The organism is Thalassolituus sp., from assembly GCF_984348125.1.
Genome location: NZ_CFHJLR010000003.1, coordinates 247,045 through 259,065 on the forward strand (window position 1 = coordinate 247,045; position 12,021 = coordinate 259,065).

The 12,021-nt window shown below is 52.9% G+C and carries 11 protein-coding genes; 6 read left to right on the forward strand and 5 right to left on the reverse strand.

The window, feature by feature from the left end:
• The first annotated feature begins 67 nt into the window (after positions 1-67).
• The 3 genes from AC5E51_RS03755 to AC5E51_RS03765 all read left to right on the forward strand — a co-directional run bounded on the left by AC5E51_RS03755 (position 68) and on the right by AC5E51_RS03765 (position 2,462).
• Complete coding sequence (locus AC5E51_RS03755) at positions 68-1,348, forward strand: NADH:flavin oxidoreductase/NADH oxidase family protein (protein ID WP_068443957.1); 1,281 nt, start codon at positions 68-70, stop codon at positions 1,346-1,348.
• Between the two features lie 3 nt (positions 1,349-1,351).
• On the forward strand, positions 1,352-1,855 hold the full coding sequence (locus AC5E51_RS03760; RefSeq protein WP_491778143.1) for a hypothetical protein: 504 nt from the start codon (positions 1,352-1,354) through the stop codon (positions 1,853-1,855).
• Positions 1,856-1,955: 100 nt separating this feature from the next.
• The gene (locus AC5E51_RS03765) at positions 1,956-2,462 is read left to right on the forward strand and encodes a hypothetical protein (protein WP_068443954.1); all 507 of its coding nucleotides are present in this window, start codon (positions 1,956-1,958) and stop codon (positions 2,460-2,462) included.
• On the opposite strand, the gene AC5E51_RS03770 is transcribed toward AC5E51_RS03765, so the two are convergent.
• The 5 genes from AC5E51_RS03770 to AC5E51_RS03790 form a co-directional block, all read right to left on the reverse strand.
• Complete coding sequence (locus tag AC5E51_RS03770; protein ID WP_491778144.1) at positions 2,459-6,088, reverse strand: hydantoinase B/oxoprolinase family protein; 3,630 nt, start codon at positions 6,086-6,088, stop codon at positions 2,459-2,461. The two genes, AC5E51_RS03765 and AC5E51_RS03770, sit on opposite strands and share 4 nt — an antisense overlap.
• 45 nt (positions 6,089-6,133) lie before the next feature.
• On the reverse strand, positions 6,134-6,808 hold the full coding sequence (locus AC5E51_RS03775; RefSeq protein WP_084188776.1) for a c-type cytochrome: 675 nt from the start codon (positions 6,806-6,808) through the stop codon (positions 6,134-6,136).
• A 142-nt stretch (positions 6,809-6,950) separates the two neighbouring features.
• Entirely contained in the window at positions 6,951-7,379 is a 429-nt protein-coding gene (locus AC5E51_RS03780) for a copper chaperone PCu(A)C (protein WP_068443947.1), read from the reverse strand.
• 121 nt (positions 7,380-7,500) lie between these two features.
• Entirely contained in the window at positions 7,501-9,480 is a 1,980-nt protein-coding gene (locus AC5E51_RS03785) for an EAL domain-containing protein (protein WP_076515151.1), read from the reverse strand.
• 4 nt (positions 9,481-9,484) lie between these two features.
• Positions 9,485-10,162 carry a transglutaminase-like cysteine peptidase gene (locus AC5E51_RS03790; RefSeq protein WP_491778145.1) on the reverse strand — a complete coding sequence of 226 codons (678 nt, stop codon included), beginning with the start codon at positions 10,160-10,162 and terminating at the stop codon, positions 9,485-9,487.
• A gap of 181 nt (positions 10,163-10,343) precedes the next feature.
• Here AC5E51_RS03790 and aroQ point away from each other — a divergent pair, with 181 nt between their 5' ends.
• The 3 genes from aroQ to AC5E51_RS03805 form a co-directional block, all read left to right on the forward strand.
• On the forward strand, positions 10,344-10,784 hold the full coding sequence (gene aroQ, locus AC5E51_RS03795; RefSeq protein ID WP_068443942.1) for a type II 3-dehydroquinate dehydratase: 441 nt from the start codon (positions 10,344-10,346) through the stop codon (positions 10,782-10,784).
• Positions 10,785-10,786: 2 nt separating this feature from the next.
• Positions 10,787-11,677: a 50S ribosomal protein L11 methyltransferase gene (gene prmA / locus AC5E51_RS03800; RefSeq protein ID WP_301378022.1), complete on the forward strand. Its 891-nt coding sequence runs from the start codon at positions 10,787-10,789 to the stop codon at positions 11,675-11,677.
• A 2-nt stretch (positions 11,678-11,679) separates the two neighbouring features.
• Positions 11,680-12,021, forward strand: a 342-nt coding sequence (locus tag AC5E51_RS03805; RefSeq protein WP_491778146.1) for an MJ0042-type zinc finger domain-containing protein, incomplete at its 3' end; no start/stop codon positions are given.

Here is a 12,021-nt window from a genome sequence, read left to right on the forward strand (position 1 = left end):
AATTTACAGTTCTCTTCACCGTATAGTGCAAGCTGTTTCTCAACTTGGTCATTCACAGGAGCCAACCATGAACGCCAGCCAGACCCTCGGACAGCCACTCACCCTTCCAAACGGGAGTGTTGTGCCGAATCGTTTCGCAAAGTCAGCATTAAGTGAAACTCTGGGAAGCGTCGACCTGCGGGTGACCAAAGCCCTGCCCAAACTCTACCAGCGTTGGGCAGAGGGAGGCACCGGCCTGAGCTTCACAGGCAACGTGATGATCGACCGTCGTCATCTGGGTGAACCTAACAATGTCGTTCTGGAAGACGATCGTGATATGGACATGCTCAAAGCCTGGGCTGCGGCTGCCAAATCTCAGGGAGGCCTTGTTTGGATGCAGCTCAACCATCCGGGGAAGCAGACCCCCAAGATGCTGAACAGCGACCCTATGGCACCGAGTGCGATTCCGTTCCGCAAAGAGATGCAGGCCTTCTTCGGTACGCCACGAGCGATGACCGAAGACGATATTCAGGATTGCATCAAGCGCTTCGCCAATGCCGCTGCACTAGCCAAACAAGCCGGATTTGACGGCGTTCAGATTCACGGCGCACATGGTTATCTGGTCAGCCAATTTCTCTCACCCCACCACAATCAGCGTGAAGACCAGTGGGGTGGCTCGATAGAAAACCGTATGCGCTTCGTTGTCGAGGTCTATAAAGCGATGCGCGAAGCGACCGGTAAAGATTTCAGTATCGGCATTAAAATGAACTCCGCAGACTTTCAACGCGGTGGCTTTGATGAGAATGATGCAGCGACCGTAGCGACCACGCTCGCTGGGCTCGGCATTGATCTGATTGAAATTTCAGGCGGCACGTACGAAACACCCGCGATGGCTCAGGGCAGCGAGCATCACAATAAAAAACTGGGTAAAGACGAGCCAGTAAAAGAATCTACCAAGCTGCGCGAAGCCTACTTCCTTGAGTTTGCTGAAATGCTACGCAGTAAGGTCGATGTCCCTTTGATGGTCACCGGCGGATTCCGCACATCAGAGGGCATGGCTGCTGCCGTAGAATCTGGCGCATGCGATCTCGTTGGCCTCGGACGCCCACTGTGCGTTGAGCCCGATCTGGTAAAACGCATTCTGAGCGGTGAAGATTTCACCAGCGTGGTGCGTCCTATCAAAACCGGTGTCAAAATGATCGACAAAATGGCTCTGATGGAAGTCTCCTGGTACGAACGCCAGTTGCATCGCATGGGCAAAGGAAAAGCACCACGTCGTCAGGATCAGGGCTTCTGGTCATTGGTCGACGTGCTCTGGCTGATGACCTACCGTGGCCTGTTTAACCGCGTTGGTCGTCTACGAGCCTGACCGATGAAAGTACTGCTCAACCGCTTAAAAGCCGCTTACGTTTCTATTTATCTGGCCGTTGCTTCTGTGATCGCAGCCTATGCAGCCTGGAAACTGTTGCAAGGTCATGATGTTCTGACGTGGGCTGGCGTGCTCTTATCGGCCGCACCCATGGCACTGGTTATCGGATTTTTAATGGTCAAACCTGTGATGGCTCGCACCAGTGCAGATCTGCCCGAGGCCCATGTGCCGATTGCCGCTGGCGTCGCTCTGACTGCCTGGGGCTCATCAGGCGACAGCTGGCTTCCACTGAGCCTAGCCCTGATCAGCTACGTAGGTTTTCTTTTATACGTCTACTGGTACTCCCGCTACGGCCGCCTGAAGAGCGAGTCTCTCACGGTGGGCAAGCCTCTGCCAGCATTCACGCTCACCGACAAACAAGGGACTGTTGTCTGGACCCATGAAACAGATAACTACCGTGTACGCCCCGAACCAGAGACCTTTCTTAAGGTTATCCGGGCGATTTAACCTCGCCCGAACACCGTACCGTTTTACAACGTCGTGCTCTCTACTGCCAGGTTAATTACTGTATAGTGGAGAGCCTGTTTCAAGTCGTTACGGATTTGCTATGCCGCGCCAGGTTGTGACCACCGCTCTATTTATCACTGCTCTAATCAGCGCACTTCTCTCGGGTTGTGTCACCGTTTCTCCTGAACGCAAAAACGAGGTGGCCGAAAAGCTTGGCTGGGTAACTGGCAGCTGCCTCGCCATCCACAACGAAAATCTGAAAATAGGCGATGAGTTCACTCTGCACCAGGTCTCTGATCAGGAACATAGCCGCTCGATAACCGTTATTTCAAGAGCCACCTCGTCCGAGCAGTGTAAGCCTCTGCAAAAAGACCGCCGCTTCGTAAACCAACTTACCGATGCTACTTTTTACTACGTGAACGCAGAAGAGCTCCCTGAGCTGGCAGTCGCCAGCATCAAAGGGTATTCCACACGTGGCATTAAATTCCGCGCCTGTTACAGCAATCAGGCTGTGCAGTTTTTTGCGTTCAAAGGCGAAAAACAGATTTGGCAAGGCTACTACTTCGTCGCCGCCCAAGTGCCGGAAACCTGCCGCGGGTCACGTTAAGAACTGCTTTGGCTATTCCAACCACCACCACCCGGTGTATGGATACAAAAGGTATCGCCCGCCGCTACGTCCATCGCGGCGCAACCTTCCAGCCAGTCTATCTGGCCAGTATGACGTAGTACGAAGTTGAGACCGGTTTTGCCTTCACCAGCACCATTCAATGCAAACGTAGGCACCGAACGATGGCCACTGATGATGTTGGCGGTCATGGGTTCAAGGAAGCGAATATGACGCTCAACGCCATTTCCACCAGCATGATCTCCGCGGCCGCCACTTAGCTGGCGAACATGAAAGACGTCGAGTACAACGGGGTAGCGCTGCTCCAGAATTTCAGGGTCTGTAAGGCGGGAGTTGGTCATGTGCGTATGCACTGCATTTGCCCCCGCCCCGTCTTCTGTTGCTCCCGCTCCACCGCACAGTGTTTCGTAATATTGATAGCGCTCATTACCGAACGTAAGATTATTATTGGTTCCCTGCCCGCCAGCCATCAAACCAAGCGCCCCCATTAAACAATCCACCAGGTATTGAGCTGTCTCGACATTGCCTGATACCACAGCAGCCGGATATTCCGGCGCAATAATCGACGCGTCAGGTACTCTGATTTCCAATGGTCGGAAAAACCCTGCATTCAGAGGCATCTGCTTATTAACGAGTACGCGGAAACTGTAGAGAACAGCCGCCTTAACCACCGACGTCGGTGCATTAAAGTTGCCAGGGTGCATTGGCTGGCCTTTGCGATATCCGGTACCTTTAAAATCAATCAATGCGGTGCGATTTTTATTATCAACATCGACCGAGACTTTAAAGCGCGTCCCATCGTCCATGTCATAGCTGAAACTTCCCGATGGCAAATCAGCCAGGCAATCCCGCAATGTCTGTTCAGCGTTGTCCTGCACATAGATCATGTAGGAATGAACCATCGCTGCTCCATACTGCTGACAAAGTCGCTTCAGTTCTTCTGCGCCTTTTTCACAGGCCGCCAGCTGAGCCATCAGATCGGCAATATTCTGATCCGGGTTACGGGCTGGATATTTTGCAGATAAAAGTACTTCACGAAGTGCAGACTCCTGGAATACTCCGCTTCGCATAAGCACCAGGTTATCTAACAGTACACCTTCCTCTTCGATATGCTGACTGTAAGCGGGCATAGAGCCCGGTGTAATGCCTCCAATATCAGCATGGTGACCGCGTGCCGCGACGAAAAAGTCAGCGCATTCACCCTGGTCAATAAATACGGGTTTCACCACAGTCACGTCCGGCAAGTGAGTACCACCGTTGTATGGGGTATTTAATACGAAGGCATCACCCGGCTGCATATCTTTATGCTCACGCATCACGACATGAATACTTTCACTCATGGAACCCAAATGAACGGGAATATGTGGTGCATTGGCCACCAGCTCGCCCTGACGATCAAAGACAGCGCACGAAAAATCGAGACGCTCTTTAATGTTCACGCTGCTGGCTGTTTTTTCGAGGACAAAACCCATTTGTTCAGCGACTGACATAAACAGGTGATTAAATATCTCAAGCGTCACTGGGTCGTAGTTTGCTGCAGTTTTCTTAATTTCAGGCGCGTTAATCGCCTCTTCCTGAACTGCTTTTTCGTTGATTCGTTTTTCAAGAACAAGCGCACCGCTTGCCAGCACCTCGAGCTGCCAGCCTGGCTCAATAAAGTGTGTTGAGTTCTGATCAGTCAATAATAATGGGCCGCAGCCTTTATAGCCTTCAGGTAAGTCGGATCGATCATAAACATCGACCTGATGCCAACTTCCCTGAACGTATAACTGAATCACTGAGCGCATTTTTACGTCATCAACAGATACGTCAGGTAAGCTAGCTTCAGGCAGTGTCTCGCCGCTTACAGTGACCTCTACTTGCAGCGCATCAAGCAGCAGCGATTTTTCTGGGTATATAAAACCAAACAATTGTTTGTGCTGTATTTCAAACGCCTTTTTAGCCTCCACCGCATTTTGCCAATCGACCAGCAGTGGCGTATCCGAGCCTTCGTATCTCAGGTAAACACGAACCGTGTAGTCCCCGTCCAACGGGCTCGTAGCCAAAAGTTTTTTTACGCGAACATTAAGCTCGGCTTCAGCGATAGACAATTCTTTCTCAACCGCCTCTTCACCCAGCCAGCGCTGATCGGCGATGCCAATACCGTAGGCCGATAGAACCCCGGCCATCGGGTGCAGGTAGACCTTACTGACTCCGAGTGCCGCGGCCACAGAACACGCATGCTGACCACCTGCTCCGCCAAACGCACTAAGGACGTAATTCTGTACGTCATAACCACGCTGCACTGAGATTTTCTTTACCGCCCCCGCCATATTCTCTACAGCGATACTGAGGAACCCTTCGGCGAGCTGTTCTGGTGTCCAGGGTTGCCCTGTTGCTCTCTCAACCTGCTGCGCCAGTTCAGAGAACTTTTCCTGTACTGTATTCAGATCCAGCGGCTGGTTCTGCTGAGGGCCAAACACGGACGGAAAGAACTCTGAGTTAACCCGGCCAAGCAACAGATTGCAGTCAGTAACAGTTAATGGGCCGCCGTTGCGGTAACAAGCTGGGCCCGGGTAGGCACCGGCAGACTCGGGGCCGACCTGCAGTCGACCATCGGCAAAGCGAACGACGGATCCCCCACCGGCCGCGACCGTATGAATATTCATCATAGGGACGCGTAAACGTACACCGTTCACAACGGTTTCGGTTTCCCGCTCAAGTGTCCCAGCGTAGTGGCTGACATCGGTGGACGTCCCGCCCATATCAAACCCGACGATGCGATCAAAACCATCCGCCTCAGCGGTTCGCACCATGCCGACAACACCGCCCGCAGGCCCGGACAGAATGGCATCGCGCCCCTGAAATAATTCCGCTTTAGTAAGCCCCCCGTTAGACTGCATAAACTCCAGATCCACGGTCTGAGAAGCTGACAAAGCGTCGGCAACCTGATTGACATAGCGACGCAGAATAGGCGAAAGATAAGCATCCGCGACCGTTGTCTGACCACGCGGGACAATTTTCACCAAAGGGCTGACTTCATGACTGAGTGAGATCTGTGAGAAACCAATGTGCTGGGCTATTTCCCGTATGCGTTTCTCATGCGCTGGGTGGCGATACGCATGCATAAGAACAACGGCAACGCACCGGAAGCCTTGATCATAGGCTTCCTGAAGCTGAACCAGTGTAGCCTCTTCATCCAGCGCATAGTCCACTGTTCCATCCGCGCGAACCCGTTCAGGCACTTCATACACACGGTCGTAGAGAGGCTCAGGCAAATCAATATGGGTCGCGAAAATATCAGGGCGAGTCTGATAACCAATATCCAGCTGATCCCGGAGACCCTTACTGATCAAAAGAACCGTCGGCTCTCCTTTGCGCTCAAGCAGAGCATTGGTCGCGACAGTCGTGCCCATACGCACTGACGAAATATCGGTCGGTAAATCCGGATGGCGAGCCTGAAGACGCTGAATCCCTTCAACGGCAGCGTCTGCATAATGATCAGGATTCTCTGACAGGAGTTTATACGTCAGCACCTGCTGATCTGGCGTCAACGCGACAATATCGGTGAAGGTACCGCCCCGGTCGACCCAGAACTGCCAATGTGTCTGCTGTGAAGCTGATGCCATGATCCGCGCTGCCCCTGAAATTCTTAAACAGCGCGGATGATACCATCAGGGCATATTCGCAACCCAGCGTGCGACGGCCCTGAGATCTTCATCGCTCAGATTTCCGACGACGGCAGTCATCGGAGAGTTCTTTCTCGACTCATCACCCTGCTTGAATTTCAGCAGTGTTTTCTCAAGAAATTCATAGGGCTGACCCGCAATGCGGGGATACGTATGACTGCCGTGTCCCTTATCTCCATGACAAGCAAAGCACAGCGATTGGTATACCTGCTGGCCCTTCATGTCGGGCTCGGGCCGGTTATCACGAGGAATCACTGGCTTATCTGAAAAGTACACGGCCACCGCGACGCGCTCGTCGGCGCTCAGAATTTCTGCCAGTTTACTCATCACGTAGTTTTTACGTGTGCCTGAGGCGAATTTCTCAAACTGAGTAAAAAGATAAGCAGGGTTCTGGCTGGCGAGATTCGGCACGTAATCACGTACAGAGTTACCGTTTTTGCCATGGCAACGAAAGCAGAACTGCGCGCGCTCCTGCCCTTCTGCATTGGCCTTCTGGCGGGCCTCTGGGTCGGCAACGATGTTATCAAACCGCTGCAGCAACTCGGTCGTATGTTCCGGATCTTTTACTGCCAGCGTTTCCGCAGTCGCCGTGGCTGAAAAAGGCGCCAGCAGCAACAAAGACAGGACACAAAGGCTGAAATTGATAAAACGAATATTCATAGAGAATGACAACTCTTTCCGGCATAACGATCGTAAGCGCCGACCATACTCAAGGCCGCCAGCTTATGGCCAGCGGCAAACAATAACTAAGTGTCTATTTCTCGCTGAAAACTGATTCAGATCAGTATTTACGAAAGCTGTTTCACATCGGAGAAAATAAACGTGCTGTGTGTGCTACGCACTCTGAGTTATCGAAACAAAAGGTCATAGGCAGCTCGCTTTTCAGCGGCGTTTTCAGACCGAATAACATCAGATGAAGACCACCGGGCTCCAGAGTTACGCTCTCTCCTGCCGGCACTTCGAGCGATTCGATCTGACGCATTTTCATAACACCGTTTTCATGCAGGTGAGTGTGGATCTCTATCGAGCTGGCCCACGGAGCAGAGACCGACACCAGCCGCTGTGCTTGATCACTGGTGTTAGTCAGTGTCATAAAGGCTGCACTCATGCTCCGACCCGGAACGGGTTCACGAACATAAGGATCGTGGACAAGTACAGACTCCGCCGTAGCGGAAAATGAAGCAACGGTGAGGAGAACAGATCCACACACACGTTTCAGACAGAATTTCATAGCAGACAGCCTTAATTGCAACCAATATCACCTTTCTGCCCGCACGGGGCAGAAGGTGCATCAGGATACGGCATTTGCTTCAGTTTTCAGAGCGGCAGATTGTCGCACAGATGACTGAAGGTCACACTGTTGGGCGCCAGCTCACGGCATCTTCCAGGCTGTCGAGAGGTCTGGTGAAGTAATAACCACCCAGACCATCGACACCAGTCTGGCGAACTGCATTGACGTCTGGTGCCTCTTCCAGCCCTTCCGCGAGCACCAACAGATCCAGGTTATGGGCAATCTGTACCATACTCTGGATGTAGAACTTATGATCCTGAGCCAGGTGAACACCCCGGTTAAAGCTTCCATCAATACGTACATACGCCAGAGGTAAGCGCTGAAGGTAGGCGAACGCCATAGTACCGGTACCGACCTGATCAATACCCACATCAACACCAAACGGCTGAAGCTTGAGTGCAAGTCGGGCTATCGCGTGCTCCGCAGAATAAAGTGCAAACTCAGGTACTTCAAGCGCGATACGGCGGGCCTGCTGTGGGTAACGTGCAAGAAGCTCCGCCAATGACTGATGGAAACTCTCATCCAGCACCGAGGCAGGCGACAGGTTGATGCAGAAGCGAACCGGCTCGGCGTCTTTATCGAGGTCATCCATTGAGTGAAACACTTTCTCGATCACTACCAGGTCGAAACGCGCGGCCAGTCGATGCTGTTCAACCATCGGCCAGAAGCGGGCCGCAGATAACGTCTGCCCTTGCCAGCTGACACGACTGAAAACCTCTACCTGGAGCAGTTTCTGATCGTGGTTAGAAATAACAGGCAGGTATTGCAGCTGAATACTCTGCTCTTCGAGCACGGTATTCAACAAGGTACGCCACTCACCGGCGGTCCATTCATCAAACTCAGAATCACTACGCTGGTATAACTGATACTTAGCGGTCGGCTGACGCTGCGCCTGACGTAATGCAGCATCAGCGCGGCTGAAGGCATCCACAGGATCATCCTGATCCCCTTGCAGGAACACGGCGCCCATGTGGAAACAGAGCTCATTTCGCTGAGACAGGGCCGACACGCTCATCAGACTGAACGCCTGTTGCACAATATCGTCAGCCTGAGTGCGGTCAGCACATGGCACAAACAGAGAGAAATCAGCACCAGCGCGACGGCCCAGCAGACTGTGTGGGTAATCGGTACGCCATTGCTCCAGCGATTTACCCAGCAGAGCCAGAAGATCATCACCGGCCTGACGACCGGCATTCAGGTTGAATTCAGTAAAGTTCTGAATCTGCATAATGACAAGCACACCACTGTGTTCATCATCGCGTGAAAGAATGTGACCAAACTGCTGATCAAAGCCCCGACGGTTAAGCAGGCCAGTCGGCGCATCGAGGTATGACTCTTCGCGCAGGCGCTCGGTCATTTCTGCCTGTTCGGCAAAAATCGCCTGAAGCTTACGTACCATCTTATTCATGGCTTCCACGACGCGACGCAGTTCACGCGCGCGCGGTATGTTTTCCTGTACCTGAAGATCACGTTCAGATATTGCCAGCGCCTGTTTCTCTACGCGCACGAGTGACCGGAACAACAGCCGCAACAGCAGTTGCAGTGCCACCAGAGCAATCAGAAGCACCCAGGCAAACCAGATCATTTCTGCGCTGATCATGTTCCACAGGTCACGATACGCAAAGTCTGCATGACTGATCACAGTCACAGTCCCGAGGCGCTGCCAGCCACGGGTAACATCGGCTTCGGCCGGAATAAGCTCAAGCGGTACCAGTTTCTGGAACCATTCGGGCGCACCGCCGCTGCTGAACGCTTCGCGTGCACGGCGATGCAGAGTTTCACCGTCGGTCCGGGCGAAAGTAATGTCTTCGAAGAAGCCACGATCAAACAGTACGTCCATCAGGCGAGTCTGTTGCACCGAGTCTTCCGCATCAATCTGCGACATAGACAACGCCAGCGAGGTAGCCGCGTCGTACGCACGCCCGTTGAGTTGTTGCTCAAAGTAGTCTCGCCCGTTGATCACGGTAACGACCAGGTTTCCTGCCAGCAACACGACGACCAGCAGACTGGCGAGTAGAGAAAATTGTTGTCTGAGTGTCATGAGCTTATAAGTCCATACCTAGGTTATTCATCCGGACCCGAAGGTCCGTCCATAAATCAAGTTTGTTGGGGTCTCCCAACAGTATCCCCTGCCCCTTCATTTTGTCGAGCCACATTCCATTCGCATTGAAGCTGTAAACCGGATCAAGATCCGGACGTTTACTGGCAGGACGTATCTGATTGATCAGATTATCAAGCACCAGAGGAATGGCATCAGGGGTGGGGAAATACGTCAGTACCATATGTGCCTGATTCAAACGCACCGCCTTAACATAGGTGATACGCAGCTTTGAGACATCCACCCCGATTTTAGACAGGGTGTAATACTTTGCGATTACGTAGTCTTCGCAGTCGCCACCATTGGTACCCAGTGCCTCATAGGGAGTCGCCCAGTAGTCGATCTTGCCCCAGTGCTTATCATCGTTATAAAAAGGTACACGCTTGTTGAAGAAGTAGTTCACCTCTTCAAGTTTTCTGTCTTCTGGGTAATTCGCTACCCGCTCCATCATACGGCGCCAGTCTTCTATTCGGCGACCAGCACTGTAGTCATATTCTTTTTCAGCACGCGCAACCAAGTCCTCAGGAACCCACTGGTTCACGTCTGCCACCAGCGTTGCTGATATCAGCAGCGAACTCCAGAAAAGCTTTCCGGACAAGGCGATTGTCAGACGTTTCAGCTTCATTAACAGTAATGCCAGACTCAGGTGAACAGTGGATGCCCAACAGACCAGAATCAGGGGCTGTATAAACTATAGACGTTCCCAGCATTTTCGCCGGCAATCGGCCGCTCAATGCCCACCCGCTGGACGCTGCGGCGCTTTTTCGGCAAACTCGCAGCAGAAACACACGCATCTGGATACAACCATGTCACGCATACTCCTTCTGCAAGGGCCAAACCTGAACCTTCTCGGCACCCGCGAGCCACATATTTATGGCTCGACCACGCTTGCAGACATAGAGCAAACACTGGGGCCAATAGCAAAAGCCGCAGGACATGAGCTGGAACAGCTGCAGAGCAATGCCGAGCACATCCTCATCGACCGGATTCATGCTGCACGCGACGACGACACCTGCTTTATTCTCATCAATCCCGGTGCCTTCACTCATACCAGCGTGGCGATTCGCGATGCACTCGCTGGCGTTGCGATCCCCTTTATCGAAGTTCACATCTCTAATGTGCACGCGCGTGAGCCATTCCGTCAGCACTCCTATCTGTCGGACATCGCTCAGGGCGTCATCTGCGGACTGGGCGTACAGGGTTACGAGCTGGCGCTTCAGGCTGCAATCACACAGGTAAACGCTTAACCATGTCCTGGATCCAGATCCGCATTCATACTCACAGCGAGCTCGTAAGCAAAGTTGAAGACACTCTGATGGAGTGCGGTTCGCTGTCCGTTACCCTCAAAGACGACGCAGATCAGCCAATTCTTGAACCCGAACTGGGCACCACCCCCGTTTGGGATGAAACCTGTGTCATTGGCCTGTTCGAGGCCACACGAGACCCGGCTGAGCTAAGTGCAGAACTGAACACCGTGTTCTCTCTGAAAGCCAAAACTGAGCTGCCGCGCCACAAGATCGAGATCCTCGAAGACAAAGACTGGGTTCGCGAATGGATGGATAACTACCACCCAATGCAATTCGGTGAGCGGCTCTGGGTGTGTCCGAGCTGGAAAGAGCCTCCGCAGAAAGATGCAGTCAACCTGATGCTCGATCCGGGCCTGGCTTTTGGTACCGGCACCCACCCAACCACATCACTGTGTCTGAAGTTTCTGGATCGTGAAGTGGAAGGCGGAGAACTCGTTGTCGACTTTGGCTGCGGCAGCGGGATTCTTGGCATCGCAGCTCTGCTGCTGGGCGCACGCCATATGGCAGGTACCGATATTGATCCACAAGCGCTGTTAGCGACAGAAGACAACGCTAACCGCAATGGGATCAGTCGTGACCAATATGAAATATATCTGCCAGAGAATACGCCTGAACTGCAGGCCGATATTATGGTCGCAAACATATTGGCTGGTCCGCTTGAGCAATTAGCGCCAACCATTGCCGGGCTGACACGTAGTGGTGGTAAACTCGCCCTCTCAGGTCTGCTGGCAGAGCAAGCCGAAACCATCAGTCAGTGCTACGGCCAGTGGTTTGATATGAACGCACCGGAGCAAGAAGGCGACTGGGTCGTACTTACAGGGAAAAAACGCTGAAAATGATGTTGTTTACGCAGGTAACCCGTTGCCCTCATTGTCAGACCAGCTTCCGGGTTGGCGATGAGCAGCTGGAAGCAGCTAACGGCTTTGTCCGTTGTGGTTCCTGCCTGCAGGTGTTTAACGCCACCGACTACTTTGTCGGCGAGCCCGAAGAAGCAAAAAGCGCTGCTCAAAGCGAAGAAGCTGCGACCGAAACGGTATCTGGCATAGTCAGCGAAGACGCCGTAGATACAACAACTGAAGAAAAGCCTGCCCCGCAATCGTTCGCGTTTACTTTTGCCGACGACGAGCCAGAGCCAGAGCCAGAGCCAGAGCCAGAGCCAGAGCCAGAGCCAGAGCCA

Bases quoted from the DNA above. Each gene is read 5' to 3' on its own strand.
- AC5E51_RS03780 (WP_068443947.1), bottom strand. From the start codon at position 7,379: ATGAAATTCTGTCTGAAACGTGTGTGTGGATCTGTTCTCCTCACCGTT.
- AC5E51_RS03785 (WP_076515151.1), bottom strand. From the start codon at position 9,480: ATGACACTCAGACAACAATTTTCTCTACTCGCCAGTCTGCTGGTCGTC.
- AC5E51_RS03755 (WP_068443957.1), top strand. From the start codon at position 68: ATGAACGCCAGCCAGACCCTCGGACAGCCACTCACCCTTCCAAACGGG.
- AC5E51_RS03790 (WP_491778145.1), bottom strand. From the start codon at position 10,162: ATGAAGCTGAAACGTCTGACAATCGCCTTGTCCGGAAAGCTTTTCTGG.
- AC5E51_RS03760 (WP_491778143.1), top strand. From the start codon at position 1,352: ATGAAAGTACTGCTCAACCGCTTAAAAGCCGCTTACGTTTCTATTTAT.
- AC5E51_RS03775 (WP_084188776.1), bottom strand. From the start codon at position 6,808: ATGAATATTCGTTTTATCAATTTCAGCCTTTGTGTCCTGTCTTTGTTG.
- aroQ (WP_068443942.1), top strand. From the start codon at position 10,344: ATGTCACGCATACTCCTTCTGCAAGGGCCAAACCTGAACCTTCTCGGC.
- AC5E51_RS03765 (WP_068443954.1), top strand. From the start codon at position 1,956: ATGCCGCGCCAGGTTGTGACCACCGCTCTATTTATCACTGCTCTAATC.
- AC5E51_RS03770 (WP_491778144.1), bottom strand. From the start codon at position 6,088: ATGGCATCAGCTTCACAGCAGACACATTGGCAGTTCTGGGTCGACCGG.
- prmA (WP_301378022.1), top strand. From the start codon at position 10,787: ATGTCCTGGATCCAGATCCGCATTCATACTCACAGCGAGCTCGTAAGC.